This is a genomic window from Pseudomonas sp. TH31, from assembly GCF_016650815.1.
GTDB lineage: Bacteria > Pseudomonadota > Gammaproteobacteria > Pseudomonadales > Pseudomonadaceae > Aquipseudomonas.
The window spans coordinates 17,509-35,703 of sequence record NZ_JAEKEZ010000026.1 but is presented as its reverse complement, the minus strand read 5'-3'; the positions used below and the strand labels follow the sequence as shown (position 1 = coordinate 35,703).

The 18,195-nt window shown below is 58.1% G+C and carries 15 protein-coding genes, 2 tRNA genes and 1 pseudogene; 1 reads left to right on the top strand and 17 read right to left on the bottom strand.

Annotation, left to right across the window (positions count from 1 at the left end; all coding sequences use genetic code 11):
* Positions 1-22 precede the first annotated feature (22 nt).
* The 9 genes and pseudogenes from rimP to rlmE form a co-directional block, all read right to left on the bottom strand.
* Positions 23-481, bottom strand: a complete 459-nt coding sequence (rimP, locus tag JFV26_RS17840; protein WP_149657639.1) for a ribosome maturation factor RimP — start codon at positions 479-481, stop codon at positions 23-25.
* 138 nt (positions 482-619) lie between these two features.
* Positions 620-696, bottom strand: a tRNA-Met gene (locus JFV26_RS17835).
* 96 nt (positions 697-792) lie between these two features.
* Positions 793-878: transfer RNA gene (locus tag JFV26_RS17830), tRNA-Leu, on the bottom strand.
* A gap of 22 nt (positions 879-900) precedes the next feature.
* Entirely contained in the window at positions 901-1,284 is a 384-nt protein-coding gene (gene secG / locus JFV26_RS17825; RefSeq protein ID WP_201194393.1) for a preprotein translocase subunit SecG, read from the bottom strand.
* A gap of 4 nt (positions 1,285-1,288) precedes the next feature.
* Positions 1,289-2,043 (bottom strand): annotated as a pseudogene (tpiA, locus tag JFV26_RS17820) (triose-phosphate isomerase).
* 66 nt (positions 2,044-2,109) lie between these two features.
* The gene (glmM, locus tag JFV26_RS17815; protein WP_201194344.1) at positions 2,110-3,447 is read right to left on the bottom strand and encodes a phosphoglucosamine mutase; all 1,338 of its coding nucleotides are present in this window, start codon (positions 3,445-3,447) and stop codon (positions 2,110-2,112) included.
* Between the two features lie 16 nt (positions 3,448-3,463).
* Positions 3,464-4,315, bottom strand: a complete 852-nt coding sequence (folP, locus tag JFV26_RS17810; RefSeq protein ID WP_201194342.1) for a dihydropteroate synthase — start codon at positions 4,313-4,315, stop codon at positions 3,464-3,466.
* A gap of 8 nt (positions 4,316-4,323) precedes the next feature.
* Positions 4,324-6,237 carry an ATP-dependent zinc metalloprotease FtsH gene (gene ftsH / locus JFV26_RS17805; RefSeq protein WP_201194341.1) on the bottom strand — a complete coding sequence of 638 codons (1,914 nt, stop codon included), beginning with the start codon at positions 6,235-6,237 and terminating at the stop codon, positions 4,324-4,326.
* Between the two features lie 202 nt (positions 6,238-6,439).
* Positions 6,440-7,069: a 23S rRNA (uridine(2552)-2'-O)-methyltransferase RlmE gene (rlmE, locus tag JFV26_RS17800; protein ID WP_020299918.1), complete on the bottom strand. Its 630-nt coding sequence runs from the start codon at positions 7,067-7,069 to the stop codon at positions 6,440-6,442.
* Positions 7,070-7,174: 105 nt separating this feature from the next.
* Here rlmE and JFV26_RS17795 point away from each other — a divergent pair, with 105 nt between their 5' ends.
* Positions 7,175-7,483: a YhbY family RNA-binding protein gene (locus tag JFV26_RS17795; protein WP_008005472.1), complete on the top strand. Its 309-nt coding sequence runs from the start codon at positions 7,175-7,177 to the stop codon at positions 7,481-7,483.
* 9 nt (positions 7,484-7,492) lie between these two features.
* Here the strand turns inward: JFV26_RS17795 and JFV26_RS17790 are convergent, their stop codons facing one another.
* The 8 genes from JFV26_RS17790 to grpE all read right to left on the bottom strand — a co-directional run bounded on the left by JFV26_RS17790 (position 7,493) and on the right by grpE (position 17,956).
* Positions 7,493-7,897, bottom strand: coding sequence for an MFS transporter (locus JFV26_RS17790; RefSeq protein ID WP_201194339.1), 405 nt, complete (start codon positions 7,895-7,897; stop codon positions 7,493-7,495).
* A gap of 28 nt (positions 7,898-7,925) precedes the next feature.
* The gene (greA, locus tag JFV26_RS17785) at positions 7,926-8,402 is read right to left on the bottom strand and encodes a transcription elongation factor GreA (protein ID WP_201194337.1); all 477 of its coding nucleotides are present in this window, start codon (positions 8,400-8,402) and stop codon (positions 7,926-7,928) included.
* Complete coding sequence (gene carB / locus JFV26_RS17780) at positions 8,399-11,620, bottom strand: carbamoyl-phosphate synthase large subunit (RefSeq protein ID WP_201194335.1); 3,222 nt, start codon at positions 11,618-11,620, stop codon at positions 8,399-8,401. The genes greA and carB overlap by 4 nt, the downstream gene beginning before the upstream one ends.
* Before the next feature lie 117 nt (positions 11,621-11,737).
* On the bottom strand, positions 11,738-12,874 hold the full coding sequence (carA, locus tag JFV26_RS17775; RefSeq protein WP_201194333.1) for a glutamine-hydrolyzing carbamoyl-phosphate synthase small subunit: 1,137 nt from the start codon (positions 12,872-12,874) through the stop codon (positions 11,738-11,740).
* A gap of 258 nt (positions 12,875-13,132) precedes the next feature.
* On the bottom strand, positions 13,133-13,939 hold the full coding sequence (gene dapB / locus JFV26_RS17770; protein WP_201194331.1) for a 4-hydroxy-tetrahydrodipicolinate reductase: 807 nt from the start codon (positions 13,937-13,939) through the stop codon (positions 13,133-13,135).
* 9 nt (positions 13,940-13,948) lie between these two features.
* Entirely contained in the window at positions 13,949-15,073 is a 1,125-nt protein-coding gene (gene dnaJ / locus JFV26_RS17765; RefSeq protein ID WP_201194330.1) for a molecular chaperone DnaJ, read from the bottom strand.
* Between the two features lie 297 nt (positions 15,074-15,370).
* Entirely contained in the window at positions 15,371-17,287 is a 1,917-nt protein-coding gene (gene dnaK, locus JFV26_RS17760; protein WP_201194329.1) for a molecular chaperone DnaK, read from the bottom strand.
* A 102-nt stretch (positions 17,288-17,389) separates the two neighbouring features.
* Positions 17,390-17,956, bottom strand: coding sequence for a nucleotide exchange factor GrpE (gene grpE / locus JFV26_RS17755; RefSeq protein WP_201194328.1), 567 nt, complete (start codon positions 17,954-17,956; stop codon positions 17,390-17,392).
* Positions 17,957-18,195 lie beyond the last annotated feature (239 nt).

The following is an 18,195-nucleotide window of genomic DNA, read 5'->3' as shown; positions in this document are numbered from 1 at the left end:
TTGGATCCGCGGGATCCGCGTCTCAGTCAAAACTGGGAATAATGTTGGCCTTGTCGACCATATCGATCGGCAACAGGAACTCATGGTCTTCTACCTGCACCACGACGTCCTGCTCTTCTACACCGCGCAGAAGGCCCTGAAAGTTGCGTCGGCCTTCGAAAGGCGAGCGCAGCTTGATCTTCACTTGTTCACCGGCAAATTTTGCAAACTGCTCAAGAGTGAACAGTGGGCGTTCCATGCCTGGCGAGGAAACTTCAAGGGTGTACTCAACGGCGATTGGATCTTCAACATCCAGGACACCGCTGATCTGACGGCTGACGATGGCACAGTCGTCCACCAACACACCGCCTTCTTTATCGATATAAACGCGCAACATTGAGTGGCGACCTTGAGCCGAAAACTCAATACCCCAGCATTCATAGCCTAGGGCCACGACCACCGGGGCCAGCAAGGCCTGCAACTCTTCTAGCTTGCTCGACACCTGAACCCCCTCGTGCATGTATGTGCATGCTATGCAAAATAAAAAAATGGGCGAAACGCCCATCCTTGAAACGCCGTCGAACAGCGGCGTTGAAAGTGTCCAGCTAACAAAAAGCCCCTTAAAAGGGGCTCCTTAAACTGGTTGCGGGGGCCGGATTTGAACCGACGACCTTCGGGTTATGAGCCCGACGAGCTACCAGACTGCTCCACCCCGCGACAAAGCTGGGGCGGAAGTATACGACCGATCCCTGACAGGGTCAATGTAACCTTCCACCTACAAGAAAGCCCGCAACAGCGGGCTCTCCTGATAATTGGTACCGAGAAGGGGACTCGAACCCCTACACCCTATGGGCACAACCACCTCAAGGTTGCGTGTCTACCAATTCCACCACCTCGGCAATACTACGTTTGAAACCCTTCTTACTTTTGCTCTTGAGCTGGAGGCACGTCAGTCGCTGGAGTAGCCGACTTTTGCTCTTGAAGCACCGGGACATCGTCAGAAGCCGGTTTTTGCTTTGGAACTTCCAACACTGCTGGATTTGGCAAACCTACTTGAGTCAGCTGGTGAGCTTTCTCTTTAGCAAAGTAACCTAACCCTAAGCTGGTTATGAAGAAACCTGCGGCAAGTATAGCAGTAAACTTACTAAGAAAGGTAGAGGAACCTTGGCTTCCGAACACAGTATTTGAAGCACCTGCCCCGAAAGACGCGCCAGCGTCCGCACCTTTACCCTGCTGCAGCAATACCAGGGCAACTACGCCCAATGCACCCAGCAGATGAAAAACGACTACGACTGTTTCCAGCATTTTTTCAGTTTCCCGCGGCGCGACAAATCGCACCGAACTCATCTGCATTCAGGGAAGCTCCACCAATGAGCCCCCCATCGATATCCGGCATGCCGAACAGTTCGACCGCATTGGCCGCCTTCACGCTGCCGCCGTATAGAAGCCGCACACCTTGCGCGACCTCAGAATTCTCTGCCGCCAACTGAGCGCGAATGGCTGCATGCACATCCTGCGCCTGTTGCGGCGAAGCAGTCAGCCCGGTGCCAATGGCCCAGACCGGCTCGTAAGCGATTACTGCCTTTGCAAAAACACCGACACCCAGCTCCTCGATGATGCTGCCCAGCTGATGCCCGACAACCTCAAGCGTTTTACCGGCTTCGCGCTGCTCAAGGGTTTCCCTATGCACAACACCGGAATCAAGCCACTTGCCTGTGCCGCTGCGAACTTGCGAATGAGTGTTTCATCATTCTCGCCGATGATCTGGCGACGTTCGGAGTGGCCCACGAGTACCAGTGAGCAACCCTCTTCAGCCAGCTGACTCGGTGCAACTTCACCCGTCAACGCACCTTGTTTGGATTCCACCGCAGCGTTCTGCGCGCCGACCTTGATCGACTTGCCCTCCAGACCATCAATCACTTGATTGATATGCAAGAAAGACGGGAATACCGCTACATCAACACCGCTCGGCAAGGCCAGGTTACCCAGGCCCTTGATCAGCTCAGCGACGCTGGCGCGGGTACCGTGCATCTTCCAGTTACCAGCTACCATAGGGCGACGCATGCTGTACCTCGTCGGTCAAAGTGGGCGCAGATGTTACCCAACACAATCATGGCTGGCAAGCCGAATTCAGGCAGAAACTTCAGTAACCAGTTTTGCCAGCTCTTCGGCATAACCACGAACCTGTGTTTCGTCCTCACCTTCGACCATGACCCGCACCAGCGGCTCCGTGCCGGACTTGCGCAACAGCACACGCCCACGACCCGCCATCGCTCGCGTGACGCGCTCGCTGGCCTCCATGACCGACGCATGCTCGAGGGGGCTCGCACCACCACCGAAACGGACATTGATCAGCACCTGCGGACACTTGCGCAGCGCCTGACGGGCCTGGGCCAGTCCTTCGCAGCGAGTCTTCAGCGCCATCAACACCTGCAACGCCGCGATGATCGCATCACCGGTGGTGGTGTGATTGAAGCAGACGATGTGCCCGGAGTTCTCGCCACCGACCAGCCAGTTGCGCTCCAGCAGGTCAGCGATCACATAACGGTCGCCGACATTGGCGCGCACAAATGGAATCGACAGATCTGCCAGGGCCAGTTCCAGGCCCAGGTTACTCATCAACGTACCGACCACGCCGCCCTGCAACTTGCCACGCTCATGCAAATCGCGAGCGATGATGAACAGCAGCTCATCACCATCGACGACAGTGCCAGTGTGATCGACCATCAGCACCCGATCGCCATCACCATCGAAGGCGATGCCCAGATCGGCATGTTCGGCCAATACGGCAGCTTGCAGCGGACCCATATGAGTCGAGCCGCAATTTTCGTTGATGTTCAGGCCGTTCGGCTGGGCGGATAACACAACAACATCGGCACCCAGCTCACGGAATACGCTAGGCGCGACTTTGTAAGTCGCACCATGGGCGCAGTCGATCACGATTTTCAGGCCCGCGAAGCTGGTGCCGGTGGGGACGCTACTCTTGCAGAATTCAATGTAACGGCCCGAGGCATCATTGATACGCGACACCCTGCCGATCTTGCTCGACTCAACCACGGTCATAGGGGTATCGAGCAACTCCTCGATCATCAACTCGACTTCATCCGGAAGCTTGGTGCCCTTCCCGGAGAAAAACTTGATGCCATTGTCATCGTGTGGATTGTGCGAAGCACTGATCACGATGCCGGCTTCGGCATGGAAAGTACGTGTCAGGTAGGCAATGGCCGGTGTCGGCATGGGCCCCAGGAGCATCACGTCGGCACCGGCCGAAGTCAGCCCGGCTTCAAGTGCCGATTCGAACATGTACCCGGAAATTCGAGTGTCCTTGCCTACCAGCACCTTGCAGGCACCCATCTTGCGGAATGCCATGCCGGCGGCCCAGCCGAGCTTGAGCATGAAGTCCGGAGTGATCGGATATTCGCCGACCCGACCACGAATGCCGTCGGTGCCAAAATATTTCTTAGTCATAAGTGCTCCATCATTCTTATTCGGCTGATTCTACTGCGGCGATCATCCGTACGAGATCGACTGTTTCGGCCACATCATGAACGCGCAATATGCGCGCGCCCTTGACCGAAGCCAGCGCTGCCAGCGCCAGACCGCCATACAGACGTTCGCCAACCGGACGATTCAAGGCCTGACCTATCATGCTCTTTCGCGAAACCCCTACCAACAGGGGCCGCCCCAAGGCATGCAAGGCTTCCATGTGTTTGAACAAGCTTAGGTTGTGCTGCAGGGTTTTCGCGAAACCGAAACCCGGATCAAGAATGATCCGTTCAGCCGCAATCCCCACTGACGCACACTGCGCCATGCGCTCGGCGAGAAACTCACCCACCTCTTTCGTCACATCGCGATACTGCGGATCGTCCTGCATGTCGCCCGGCTCGCCGAGCATATGCATCAGACACACCGGAAGACCAGTCGCCGCCGCAGCATCCAGGGCACCGTCACGTCGCAATGACCGCACATCATTGATCAACCCGGCGCCTAGTCGCGCAGTTTCGCGCATGACTGCCGGCGTGGAAGTATCAACCGAGATGATCACATCCAGCTCGCGATTGATGCGCTCGACAATCGGCGCAACGCGCTCAAGCTCTTCGAGCGGTGAAACCGCCCTGGCGCCAGGCCGGGTCGACTCACCGCCGACATCGATCAGCGTCGCACCAGCCGCTACCATCGCTTCGGCGTGGCGCAGCGCTGCATCGAGCTGGCTGTATCGGCCGCCATCAGAAAAGGAATCGGGAGTGACATTGAGAATGCCCATGACATGCGTATGGGCCAAATCAAGAACCCGGTTGCCGCAAGGCAACCGGGTCAGGGACTGAACAGAAGTCATTTCAAACCTTAAACGTCAGCAGCCGGACCGCCGATCGGTGTTTCCGGACGCGGATCCTGCGCCACCGGAGGTGTTCCGGAGGTACCGGCACCGCCACCCGACCAGTCACGCGGCTCACGAGGCGTACGACCGGCCATGATGTCGTCGATCTGATCGGCGTCGATCGTCTCGTACTTCATCAGGGCATCCGCCATGGCGTCGAGCTTGTCACGGTTATCCGTGAGGATCTGCTTGGCGGTGCCGTAGCACTGATCAATGATACTGCGTACTTCGGAGTCGATCAGCTTGGCCGTCTCACCGGAGAAGCTTGCACTCTGACCACCGCCGCCACGACCGAGGAACACTTCACCCTCTTCTTCAGCGTACATCAATGGACCGAGTTTTTCCGACAGGCCCCACTTGGTCACCATGTTCCGTGCAATCTGGCTTGCACGCATGATGTCGTTCGACGCACCGGTGGTAACGCCGTCAAAGCCCAGGGTCATCTCTTCAGCGATACGGCCGCCGTACAACGAGCAGATCTGACTGATCAGTGCTCGCTTGGACAGGCTGTAGCGATCTTCTTCCGGCAAGAACATGGTCACACCCAGCGCACGACCGCGCGGAATGATCGACACCTTGTAGACCGGGTCATGCTCAGGCACGACGCGACCAACGATAGCGTGGCCAGCCTCGTGGTAAGCAGTGTTCTGCTTCTCTTTCTCGGACATGACCATCGATTTGCGCTCGGCGCCCATCATGATCTTGTCTTTGGCCAGTTCGAACTCTTTCATCTCAACGATGCGCTTGCCGGTACGGGCAGCGAACAACGACGCTTCGTTTACCAGGTTGGCCAGGTCGGCACCGGAGAAACCAGGTGTACCACGAGCGATCACGGCCGGAGCGACATCCTCACCCATCGGCACTTTGCGCATGTGAACCTTGAGGATCTGCTCACGACCACGGATGTCCGGCAAGCCGACCACAACCTGACGGTCGAAACGACCCGGACGCAGCAACGCAGGGTCCAGAACGTCCGGACGGTTGGTTGCAGCAATCACGATGATGCCGTCATTCATTTCAAAGCCGTCCATCTCTACCAGCAACTGGTTGAGAGTCTGCTCGCGCTCATCGTGACCGCCACCCATGCCGGCGCCACGGTGGCGACCGACGGCGTCGATTTCATCGATGAAAATGATGCATGGCGCGTGCTTCTTGGCTTGTTCGAACATGTCACGCACACGGCTGGCACCAACACCGACGAACATTTCGACGAAATCGGAACCGGAGATCGTGAAGAACGGCACCTTGGCTTCACCGGCAATCGCCTTGGCGAGCAAGGTTTTACCGGTACCCGGAGGACCGACCATCAGCACGCCGCGAGGAATGCGACCACCCAGACGCTGGAACTTGCCCGGATCACGCAGGAACTCGACCAGCTCACCGACTTCTTCCTTGGCTTCGTCGCAACCGGCAACGTCACCCAAGGTGGTTTTCACCTGATCTTCGGAGAGCAGGCGCGCCTTGCTCTTGCCAAAGCTCATCGGTCCGCCCTTGCCACCAGCGCCGCCCTGCATCTGCCGCATGAAGAACATGAACACGGCGATGATCACCAGGATCGGGAAGCTGGCAACCAGGAGCTGGGTCCAGATGCTTTGCTGTTCCGGCTGCTTGCCTTCGACCACGACGTGGTTGTTCACCAGGTCGCCGATCAGGCCATTGTCCTGAATTGCCGGACGAATGGTCTTGAAGCTGTCCCCATCGTTGCGCTTGCCGGTAATCACATAGCCGTCCACGGCTACGCGCTCGACCTTGCCATCCTTGACCTGCTGGATGAAGTCGGAATAGTTGAGGGTCTGCGGCTCGTTAGGGCTGGAGAAGTTGTTCATCACCGTCACAAGGACAGCCGCGATGATCAACCACAGGATCAGATTCTTTGCCATATCGTTCAATTAACTACCCTCTGAAGCAAGCTCCGCTACTGGCGCGCGCTTCGCATGATATTCACCGGCCTAACTTACTACATTACCTACGGCTCTGGCAGGCGCCGTCTGTAACCCTTTGTGAAACACTTACTACACAATATTCGCTAATGCTCGCAGGGCGAAATGCGAAAAACCTATCGACCCGCTAAAAAACCTCGATTTACTCACTACGGCCGCGGTAGCCCCAAGCCAGCATGTATTGCTCGCGGGAACTGCCACGGGAAGAGTCCGGCTTGATCATCTGGACCTTGTCGAATTTCTGACGAGCGTCCTTCACGTAAGCATCAAACCCTTCGCCCTGAAACACCTTGATCACGAAATTACCACCCGGCTTGAGTATCCGAGCCGCCAGATCAAGCGCCAGCTCACATAGAAACATGGCTTTCGGCATGTCCACCTCAGGCGTACCACTCATATTGGGGGCCATATCGGAAATCACAAGGTCCACCTGCGAATTACCAACGGCTTCAAGGATCTGAGCGAGCACGTCGTCCCGGGTGAAGTCACCCTGGATGAAAGTCACGTCAGGAATGCTGTCCATTTCCAGGATGTCCGAGGCAATCAGACGTCCCTGACCACCGATCAGCCGACTAGTGACCTGCGACCAGCCGCCGGGCGCCGCTCCCAGGTCGACAACACTCATGCCTGGACGGATCAGTTTGTATTTCTCCTGGACCTCCAGAAGCTTGTAACTCGCACGCGAGCGGTAACCATCCTTCTGCGCCTGCTTCACATAGGGATCATTGACATGTCTTTGCAGCCACTTAAGGCTTGTCTTGGAACGGGCCACGGGCCACCTCTAAAATAAAACGGGTCGTGATTAACTGGGCGGTCCCGGACTCGCTCGGGTAAACTGGCCGCCGCTTTTTACAAGATCAGACGCAGGGGTCAGATTATGCCGCTCACTCAAGAGCAGAAGAAACAGTACAAATCCATTGGCCACCATCTGAAACCAGTTTTGACTGTGGCTGACAACGGTTTGACTGAAGGTGTGTTAGCCGAACTTGAACGCGCGCTGGCGGATCACGAGCTGATTAAAATCAAGCTCAACATCCTCGATCGCGAGTCACGCCTGGCGAACATTGCAGAACTGTGCAAGGTCGGCAAAGCAGACCTGGTTCAGGTCATCGGCAAGATGGCACTGATTTACCGCAAGAACTTCAGCGTCAACAAGCAGCTGTCGAACGTCCATCGCTTCAAGTGATGGCAAGGGTCAAGGGTGTGCTTCGCGCACCCTGCCACTCCATCCCGGTACCGGCTGCAACACCAGCACCAACCCGGAAAAACCCAGGACCAGATAGCTGAACTCTTCCCAGCGCACTGCACCCGGCCAATCGAAGCGCACGACGAAATACATCGCGCACGCATAGAGCGCCATCAGCAGCAGTTGTCCGCGAATATCCCGCCATAGACTGGCAAGGCCCTTGGCCTGAACCAGCACCAAAGCCTGAGAAATCACACACGCTGTGGCGAACCCCACCATCAGCGCATCAAGCATGTCTTCAATTTCATCGATCAGCAGCGGCGCCAGGCCAAATTTGCCCAACGCCGGCAGCAGACCGATATGCAACAGCCACAGGCCGCCAACCCACAACATCTGGGCCAATTGCCAAAGCATGGCGCCCGCACGCAGCGGGCGCCTTCTTTCAGATGTGGCGGACTTCGACAATCTCGTACTCGATAACGCCACCAGGCGTTTTGACCGCGACCACGTCACCTTCCTGCTTGGCGATCAAGGCGCGAGCCAGTGGCGAACCCACCGAAATCTTGCCCTGTTTGAAGTCAGCCTCGTCCTCACCCACGATGTGGTAAGTGACGGTTTCGTCAGTTTCGACGTTGGCGATTTCAACGGTGGTACCGAATATCACTTTGCCGGTGTGAGCAATGGTCGTGACATCAATGATCACCGCATTCTGCATACGGCCTTCGATGTCACGGATCCGCGCCTCGACCATACCCTGCTGCTCGCGAGCAGCGTGGTATTCGGCGTTTTCCTTCAGGTCACCCAACTCGCGGGCCGTACCGATGTCCTGGCTGAGCTTCGGACGGACGACCTTGGTCAGGTGAGCGTGTTCCTCTTCCAGGGCTTTGGCGCCCTGGACGGTCATTGGGTATTTGATCATGCCTTCAATCCTGCGTGTAGGTCCTGCAAGCGGCGCACAGTCTTCTCGGGACCGAACTTCAACGCTTCACAGATAGCTTCGCCAGCAGCAATGGTGGTGGTGCAGTAGATCTTGTGCTGCAAGGCATTACGACGAATGGAGTACGAATCAGCGATCGATTGACGACCTTCGGTGGTGTTGATGATCAGGGTGACTTCGTCATTCTTGATCATGTCGACCACGTGCGGACGACCTTCGGTCACCTTGTTCACTCGACGCACTTTCAGGCCTGCGGCCTCGATCACCTTGGCCGTGCCGGCAGTGGCAACCACTTCGAAGCCCAAGTTGATCAGATCACGGGCTACGCCCGCAACCAGTGGCTTGTCGTCGTCACGCACGCTGATGAACGCGGTACCGCCGGTCGGCAGCACTTCGCTGGCGCCCATCTGGGCCTTGGCGAACGCTTCGCCGAAGGTATCGCCCACACCCATCACTTCACCGGTGGACTTCATCTCCGGGCCCAGGATCGGGTCCACACCAGGGAATTTGGCGAATGGGAACACCGCCTCTTTCACGCTGTAGAAGTTCGGAATGATTTCTTTGGTGAAACCGATTTCCTTCAGGGTTTTACCCGCCATCACGCGAGCCGCGATCATGGCCAGGGAAACACCGATGCACTTGGACACGAACGGCACGGTACGGGAAGCGCGCGGGTTGACTTCGATGACGTAGATGTCTTCGCCTTGCAGCGCCAACTGAACGTTCATCAGGCCGACAACGCCCAGTTCCAGGGCCATTTTCTTGACCTGTTCGCGCATCTCGTCCTGGATGTGCCCAGGCAGGGAGTACGGCGGCAGGGAGCACGCGGAGTCACCGGAGTGAACACCAGCCTGCTCGATGTGCTGCATGATCGCACCGATCACCACGTCGGTGCCGTCGCAAACTGCATCCACGTCCATTTCGATGGCGCAGTTGAGGAAGTGGTCGAGCAGCACAGGGCTGTCGTTGGACACTTTCACGGCGTCACGCAGGTAGCGCTTGAGCTCTTCTTCTTCGTAGACGATTTCCATCGCACGACCGCCCAGTACGTAGGACGGACGAACCACCAGCGGGTAACCGATCTTGGCCGCGGCGCGAATCGCTTCGTCTTCGCTGCGCACGGTAGCGTTAGGCGGCTGACGCAGGTTCAGGCGCTCAACCATTTGCTGGAAGCGCTCACGGTCTTCGGCACGGTCGATAGCGTCCGGGCTGGTGCCGATGATCGGCACGCCGGCTTCTTCCAGGGCACGCGCCAGTTTCAGCGGGGTTTGGCCGCCGTACTGGACGATCACGCCTTTCGGCTTCTCGACGCGGACGATTTCCAGTACGTCTTCCAGGGTGACTGGCTCGAAGTACAGGCGATCGGAGGTGTCGTAGTCGGTGGATACGGTTTCCGGGTTGCAGTTGACCATGATGGTCTCGTAACCGTCGGCGCGCAGGGCCAGTGCCGCGTGTACGCAGCAGTAGTCGAACTCGATGCCCTGGCCGATACGGTTAGGACCGCCGCCCAGGATCATGATCTTGTCGCGGCCCGACGGTGCGGCTTCGCACTCTTCCTCGTAAGTCGAGTAGAGGTAAGCGGTGTCGGTGGCGAACTCGGCCGCGCAGGTGTCAACGCGCTTGTAGACCGGGAAGATTTCCAGCTTGTGGCGGTGGCGACGCAGGCTTTTCTCGGTCACGCCCAGCAGCTTGGCCAGACGCATGTCGGAGAAGCCTTTGCGCTTGAGGCGGAACATCATGTCCCGGTCGATGCTGGCCAGACCCAGGGTCTTGACCTTCTCTTCTTCCTTGATCAGATCTTCGATCTGGACCAGGAACCACGGGTCGATCATGTTCATGCCGAAGATGTCTTCGACCGACAGGCCGGCGCGGAAAGCGTCAGCCACGTACCAGATACGCTCGGCGCCCGGCACGGTCAGTTCGCGCTTGAGCACGCTCATGCTTTCCGGGTTGCTCAGGTCGAGCTTCTCGTCCAGGCCGCAAACGCCCACTTCCAGACCGCGAAGGGCTTTCTGCAGGGATTCCTGGAAGGTCCGGCCGATGGCCATGACTTCACCGACCGACTTCATTTGAGTGGTCAGGCGTGCGTCGGCTTTCGGGAATTTCTCGAAGGCGAAACGTGGCAGCTTGGTCACGACGTAGTCGATCGACGGCTCGAAGGACGCCGGGGTTTTACCGCCAGTGATGTCGTTCGACAGTTCGTCGAGGGTGTAACCGACCGCCAGTTTTGCCGCGACCTTGGCGATCGGGAAACCGGTGGCTTTCGACGCCAGGGCCGAGGAACGGGATACCCGCGGGTTCATCTCGATGACCACCATGCGGCCAGTGTCCGGGCAGATGCCGAACTGGACGTTGGAGCCGCCGGTTTCCACGCCGATCTCACGCAGTACCGCCAAAGAGGCGTTACGCATGATCTGGTATTCCTTGTCCGTCAGGGTCTGCGCTGGCGCAACAGTGATCGAGTCACCGGTGTGCACGCCCATCGGGTCAAAGTTTTCGATGGAGCAGACGATGATGCAGTTGTCCTTCTTATCGCGGACAACCTCCATCTCGTATTCTTTCCAGCCGATCAGGGATTCGTCGATCAGCAGCTCTTTGGTCGGCGACAGGTCCAGGCCACGGGCGCAGATTTCTTCGAACTCTTCGCGGTTATAAGCGATACCGCCACCGGTGCCGCCCATGGTGAAGGACGGACGGATGATGCACGGGAAGCCCAGCTTCTCGAGTACCGCGTTGGCCTCTTCCATGCTGTGGGCGATACCCGAACGCGGGCAGTCCAGGCCGATGGATTTCATCGCCTTGTCGAAGCGCGAACGGTCTTCAGCCTTGTCGATGGTGTCAGCGTTGGCGCCGATCATCTCTACGCCGAACTTCTCCAGAATGCCTTCGCGCTCCAGGTCCAGTGCGCAGTTCAAGGCAGTCTGGCCACCCATGGTCGGCAGCAGCGCGTCCGGACGCTCTTTCTCGATGATCCTGGCAACGGTCTGCCACTTGATCGGCTCGATGTACGTGGCGTCGGCCATGTCCGGGTCGGTCATGATGGTCGCCGGGTTGGAGTTCACCAGGATGACGCGGTAACCCTCCTCGCGCAGGGCTTTGCAGGCCTGGGCGCCGGAGTAGTCGAATTCACAGGCCTGGCCGATCACGATCGGGCCAGCGCCGAGAATCAGGATGCTTTTTATGTCTGTACGTTTTGGCATGGGTTTGTCACTCAAATCCGCAGGTCAGTCGGCAAGCCGTCTTGTTCAATCTGTGAAGCCTTGAGGGGGTCGCCAGTGCGGGACCACCCTCAAGCTTTGCTGCATCAGTGCCCGCGATCAGCGTCGCTTGGCCATTTCGTTGATGAAGCGATCAAACAGCGGCGCTACGTCGTTCGGGCCAGGGCTGGCTTCAGGGTGACCCTGGAAGCTGAAGGCGCTCTTGTCGGTACGCTCGATCCCTTGCAGGGTGCCGTCGAACAGCGATTTGTGGATCGCCCGGACGTTGGCTGGCAGGGTCGCTTCGTCTACCGCAAAACCGTGGTTCTGGCTGGTGATCATCACAACGCCGGTGTCCAGATCCTGGACCGGGTGGTTGGCACCGTGGTGGCCGTGCCCCATTTTCAGGGTCTTGGCGCCGGAGGCCAGGGCCAGCAGTTGGTGACCGAGGCAGATGCCGAACACCGGAATTTCGGTTTCGAGCACATCCTTGATCGCCTGGATCGCGTAGTCGCAAGGCTCGGGGTCACCCGGGCCATTGGACAGGAACACGCCGTCCGGCTTCATCGCCAGAACGTCTGCGGCAGGGGTCTGCGCCGGCACTACGGTCACGCGGCAACCGCGCTCGACCAACATGCGCAGGATGTTCAGCTTGACGCCGTAGTCGTAGGCCACCACGTGGTACGGCAGCTCGGAGGCGTCGATGGTCGCGTGGCTATCGGTTTTCAAGTCCCAGACAGTCGAGCGCCACTCGTACTTCTCTTTGGTGCTGACGACTTTTGCCAGGTCCATGCCTTTGAGGCCAGGGAAACCCTGGGCAGCGGCGATGGCGGCTGCTTCCGAGATGTTGTCGCCGGCCATGATGCAGCCGTTCTGCGCGCCTTTCTCACGCAGGATGCGTGTCAGGCGGCGGGTGTCGATACCCGCGATCGCCACAACGTTGTTGGCTTTCAGGTAGTCGGACAAGGACATCGTGTTACGCCAGTTGCTCGCAACCAGTGGCAGGTCACGGATAACCAGGCCAGCGGACCAGACGCGGTCGGACTCGGCATCTTCCGGCGTGGTGCCGGTGTTGCCGATGTGCGGGTAAGTCAGGGTAACGATCTGTTGGGCGTAGGAAGGATCGGTAAGGATTTCCTGATAGCCGGTCATGGCGGTGTTGAACACCACCTCACCAACGGTTTGACCGTCGGCTCCAATGGCTTCGCCGCGAAAAATGCTGCCATCAGCAAGGGCGAGTATGGCTGGCTTAGTCAAGAAGACCTCCCGTAAATAAAGCCTGAAAGGGCGATCGCAGGTTGTAAAAAAGCGGAGTGACGTATGGACACGTCACCCCGCTTCTTCACTGAATTATTCTGCGCGCTTTTAGTGGACACACTAAAGCTGTAGCTTACAGAAAAAGGCATTTTTGGTCTACCGCCAATGAGCCTTAAAGGCCGGGGAATGCGACAGGACGTCGCTTGGCGGTGTAAAACCGGGCTCAAAACGCTGTTTGAACCCGATTCCGGGGGCATCTTAACGCAGGTCGAGCACGTCTTGCATGTCGTAGAGGCCGGGCACTCGCCCATCCAGCCACAATGCAGCACGTACCGCACCCTTGGCGAAGGTCATGCGACTGGACGCCTTGTGCGTGATCTCAAGTCGCTCGCCCTCGCAGGCAAACAGCACCGTATGATCACCGACCACATCACCACCACGAACGGTGGCAAAACCGATGGTCTCGCGCTCGCGAGCACCGGTATGGCCTTCACGCCCATAGACTGCAACCTTCTGCAGATCACGATCCAGCGCACTGGCAATCACTTCACCCATGCGCAGCGCCGTACCTGAGGGTGCGTCGATCTTGTGCCGATGATGGGCCTCGATGATTTCAATATCCGCTTCATCGCCCAGCACACGAGCGGCCATGTCGAGCAGCTTCAGCGACAGGTTCACGCCGACACTGAAGTTAGCCGCGAACACGATCGGAATATCCTTGCCCGCCTCGGCCAGCAACTGCTTCTGCGCCGCATCCAGCCCGGTCGTACCGATGACCATGGCTTTGCCTGCCTTACGGCAGAACGCCAGGTTTTTCAGCATGACTTGCGGCAACGTGAAGTCGATCAACACATCGAACTCCTCAGCTACCGCCTCCACATGACCGGACAGCGGCACGCCGATCCGCCCGAGCGAGGCCAGCTCGCCAGCATCCACGCCAATCAGCGTGCTGCCAGGGCGCACGATGGCTGCCGTCAGGCCCGTCAGCGGCGCGCGTTGCTGCACCGCTTCGACCAGGATCTTGCCCATGCGCCCGGCAGCGCCCATCACAGCTATACGTCGCATGCCGACTCCTTACAAATCGCCGAAGAAGCGCTTCACGCCTTCGAACCAACCGGTGGTTTTTGGCGAATGGCTGTTGTCATCCGCCAGGGAGCTGCGGAACTCTTCCAGCAATTCGCGCTGACGACGACCCAGGTTGACCGGGGTTTCGACCGCCACACGACACATCAGGTCGCCAGCACCGCCGCCACGCACCGGCGCCACGCCTTTGCCGCGAACACGGAACTGCTTGCCGGTCTGAGTCCCTTCCGGGATTTTCAGTTTGACCCGACCATCAAGAGTCGGAATCTCCAGCTCGCCGCCCAATGCCGCATCGACAAAGCTGATCGGCACTTCGCAGAACAGGTGCTTGCCGTCGCGCTGGAAGATCGCGTGCTCGCGCACGTTGATCACCACGTACAGGTCGCCAGTCGGGCCGCCCTGGGCACCCGCCTCGCCTTCGCCGGACAGGCGAATGCGGTCACCGGTATCCACACCGGCCGGCACTTTGACGGAAAGGGTCTTGTACTCTTCGACACGACCTTCGCCGTGACAGGAGTCGCACGGATCGGAAATGATCTTGCCTTGGCCATGGCAGCGCGGGCAGGTCTGCTGCACCGAGAAAAAGCCTTGCTGCATGCGGACCTGACCGATCCCGCCACACGTCGGGCAAGTGATCGGCGCGGAGCCTTTCTTGGCACCGGAGCCGTCGCACGGCTTGCAGTTGACCAGTGTCGGAACACGGATATTCACGGTCGTGCCACGCACCGCTTCTTCCAGGTTCAGCTCCAGGGTGTAACGCAGGTCGCTGCCGCGCTGGGCGCCGCCACGGGAACCGCCGCGACCGCCACCGAAGAAGTCACTGAAGACATCGCCAAAGATATCGGAGAAGTTCTGACCGCCAAAACCGGCACCGCCGCCGCCCATGCTTGGGTCGACACCGGCATGACCGTATTGGTCGTATGCCGCGCGCTTGCTGGAATCGGACAGCACTTCGTAGGCCTCGTTGGCCTCCTTGAACATCTCTTCCGACGCTTTGTCATCGGGATTACGGTCCGGGTGATGCTTCATCGCCAGGCGACGGTAGGCCTTTTTCAGGTCTGCTTCGCTTGAGCCGCGCTCAACACCCAATACTTCGTAATAGTCACGCTTTGCCATAAGTCTTTGCACTCTTAAGGACGTTCGGCAAACCCCTCCTGAGCTTCGCCAAACTCGTTGAGCCCCAATACAGGCCCGGACCCAACTCACGTCAATTCAACGATCCTGGTCTTTGATTCAATGCGGTACTTGCGGCTCGAAAAGCAGGAGCATCTTCGGCCATACCACCAGCACGCGAACGCTGTCGCATGCTGTAAAAATTCGCTTACTCCAGACACGCCAACGCGGGAGCAAGCCCCCGCGCGGCGACATCCTACCAGTCACTGCCCAAAGGCAGTCAACTGGCCGACCAACAACTTACTTGTGGTCTTTGACTTCTTCGAACTCAGCATCGACAACGTCGTCAGCTTTTTCAGCTTTTTCGTCGTGCGGTGCAGCGCCTTCAGCTGGCTGAGCCTGCTCGGCGTACATTTTCTGAGCCACTGGCGCGGAGACTTTCGACAGCTCTTCAACCTTGGCGTCGATAGCAGCCTTGTCGTCGCCTTTGACGGCGGCTTCCAGGGCAACTACGGCCGCTTCGATTGCAGTCTTCTCTTCAGCGGTCACTTTGTCGCCAGCATCAGCGACCATTTTGCGCGTCGAGTGAACCAGTGCATCGCCCTGGTTACGGGCAGCGGCCAGCTCTTCGAACTTGCGATCTTCGTCGACGTTGGCTTCAGCATCGCGAATCATCTGCTGAATCTCTTCCTCGGACAGACCGGAGTTGGCCTTGATCACGATCGACTGAGTCTTGCCGGTCGCCTTGTCTTTGGCGCCTACGTGCAGGATGCCGTTGGCATCGATGTCGAAGGTCACTTCAATTTGTGGCACGCCACGTGGTGCTGGTGGAATCTCGGCCAGGTCGAACTTGCCCAGGGACTTGTTCTGAGCGGCTTGCTTACGCTCACCTTGCAGCACGTGAATGGTCACGGCGCCCTGGTTGTCGTCGGCAGTCGAGAACACTTGCGATTTCTTGGTAGGAATCGTGGTGTTTTTCTCGATCAGCGCAGTCATCACGCCACCCATGGTTTCGATACCCAGGGTCAGCGGGCTGACGTCCAGCAGCAGAACGTCTTTCACATCACCGGCCAATACCGCGCCCTGGATGGCAGCACCCATGGCAACCGCTTCGTCCGGGTTCACGTCTTTACGAGCTTCTTTACCGAAGAACTCGGTCACCAGCTTCTGAACCAGTGGCATACGGGTCTGACCGCCCACCAGGATCACGTCGTTGATCGCGCCAACGTCGATACCGGAGTCTTTCAGAGCGATGCGGCAAGGTTCGATGGTGCGTTGAACCAGGTCTTCCACCAGCGCTTCGAGCTTGGCGCGGGAGATTTTCACGTTCAAGTGCTTGGGACCGGTGGCATCTGCCGTGATGTACGGCAGGTTCACGTCGGTCGAATTGCTCGAAGACAGTTCGATCTTGGCTTTTTCAGCGGCTTCTTTCAGGCGCTGCATGGCCAGCGGGTCACCCTTGAGGTTCATGCCGCTTTCTTTCTTGAATTCGTCAACGAGGTAGTCGATCAGACGAATGTCAAAGTCTTCACCACCCAGGAACGTGTCGCCGTTAGTGGCCAATACTTCGAACTGGTGCTCGCCATCGACTTCGGCGATTTCGATCACGGAAACGTCGAAAGTACCGCCACCCAAGTCGTAAACGATCACGGTGTGATCGCCTTTCGCCTTGTCCATACCGTAAGCCAGAGCGGCTGCAGTTGGTTCGTTGATGATGCGCTTAACGTCCAGGCCCGCAATGCGGCCGGCGTCTTTGGTCGCCTGGCGCTGGCTGTCGTTGAAGTAGGCCGGAACGGTGATCACCGCTTCGGTCACTGGCTCGCCGAGGTAGTCTTCGGCGGTCTTCTTCATTTTCTTCAGAATTTCCGCCGAGATTTGCGGCGGCGACATTTTCTGGCCGTTTACTTCAACCCAGGCATCACCGTTGTCAGCCTTGGCGATTTTGTACGGGACCATCTTGATGTCTTTCTGTACGACTTCTTCGTCGAACTTGCGACCGATCAGACGCTTCACCGCGTACAGGGTGTTATGCGGATTGGTCACAGCCTGACGCTTGGCCGACTGGCCAACGAGGATCTCGCCATCGTTGGCATACGCAATGATCGACGGCGTGGTGCGCGCGCCTTCAGCGTTTTCGATAACTTTTGCCTTGCCATTTTCCATCACGGAGACGCAGGAGTTGGTAGTCCCCAGGTCGATACCGATAATTTTGCCCATGTTAACTCTCCCGAAACTTTGGATTTGGTTGCCGCAGCAGTGGTGGCTAACTGCGGTAGCACTTAAACGCTTGACTTCTAAATGGGGGCCTTGCGGCTAATTTCAAGCCTGCTCATCAATCGAAGGCGAAACCGGCGAAGGTGCCTTGCTGACCACAACCATGGCCGGGCGCAGCAAGCGACCGTGGAGCTGGTAACCCTTCTGGAACACCTTGAGCACGCTGTTGGGCTCTACATCGGCGCTTTCCTGCATGGCCATCGCCTGGTGATGAACGGCGTTGAACGGTTCGCCGTGCGGATCGATCGCTTCCAGCTGATAACGCTTCAGGGTGTCCTGGAACATTTTCAGGGTCAGCTCGATGCCTTCGCGCATTGGGCGGATGCTTTCGTCGTCCGGGTTGGACAACTCCAGGCCACGCTCCAGGCTGTCGATGATCGGCAGCAGGTCGCCAGCGAACTTTTCCAGCGCGAATTTGTGAGCCTTTTCGACATCCTGCTCGGCGCGACGGCGGACGTTCTGCAGATCAGCCGCTACACGCAAAGCCTGATCATGAGCACCAGCCAACTGCTCTTCGAGCACTTGTACACGAGCCGCCAGCTCATCACCCGCAACCTGGGCTGCCTGATCGGCGTCGAGATTTTGCGTATCCACTGTCTGTTCGTCAGCCATAGATTTTCTCCTTTCAATATCGTCCGCGAGCTCAACTCGCGCTTCTGCCCAGCTATATGGGGCCGCAAAATTCAGCTTCAAGGGGTGGGGGAGGATTAACCCTACAAAAAGAGCAGCATTGTCATTCCTCGATGCGCTAACGATTTCGTCGGATCAAGCAAATCGAGCTAAGAGAGGGCATTGTCAGCCACAAATAAAACACTGTATAAATAACCAGACCTAAAGCCTGGGAGCGGCCT

What these genes read in the sequence shown, in the direction of transcription:
- secG (WP_201194393.1), bottom strand. Translation starts at nt 1,284, where the DNA reads ATGCTGGAAACAGTCGTAGTCGTTTTTCATCTGCTGGGTGCATTGGGC.
- glmM (WP_201194344.1), bottom strand. Translation starts at nt 3,447, where the DNA reads ATGACTAAGAAATATTTTGGCACCGACGGCATTCGTGGTCGGGTCGGC.
- folP (WP_201194342.1), bottom strand. Translation starts at nt 4,315, where the DNA reads ATGACTTCTGTTCAGTCCCTGACCCGGTTGCCTTGCGGCAACCGGGTT.
- ftsH (WP_201194341.1), bottom strand. Translation starts at nt 6,237, where the DNA reads ATGGCAAAGAATCTGATCCTGTGGTTGATCATCGCGGCTGTCCTTGTG.
- JFV26_RS17795 (WP_008005472.1), top strand. Translation starts at nt 7,175, where the DNA reads ATGCCGCTCACTCAAGAGCAGAAGAAACAGTACAAATCCATTGGCCAC.
- JFV26_RS17790 (WP_201194339.1), bottom strand. Translation starts at nt 7,897, where the DNA reads ATGCTTTGGCAATTGGCCCAGATGTTGTGGGTTGGCGGCCTGTGGCTG.
- greA (WP_201194337.1), bottom strand. Translation starts at nt 8,402, where the DNA reads ATGATCAAATACCCAATGACCGTCCAGGGCGCCAAAGCCCTGGAAGAG.
- carB (WP_201194335.1), bottom strand. Translation starts at nt 11,620, where the DNA reads ATGCCAAAACGTACAGACATAAAAAGCATCCTGATTCTCGGCGCTGGC.
- dapB (WP_201194331.1), bottom strand. Translation starts at nt 13,939, where the DNA reads ATGCGACGTATAGCTGTGATGGGCGCTGCCGGGCGCATGGGCAAGATC.
- dnaJ (WP_201194330.1), bottom strand. Translation starts at nt 15,073, where the DNA reads ATGGCAAAGCGTGACTATTACGAAGTATTGGGTGTTGAGCGCGGCTCA.
- dnaK (WP_201194329.1), bottom strand. Translation starts at nt 17,287, where the DNA reads ATGGGCAAAATTATCGGTATCGACCTGGGGACTACCAACTCCTGCGTC.
- grpE (WP_201194328.1), bottom strand. Translation starts at nt 17,956, where the DNA reads ATGGCTGACGAACAGACAGTGGATACGCAAAATCTCGACGCCGATCAG.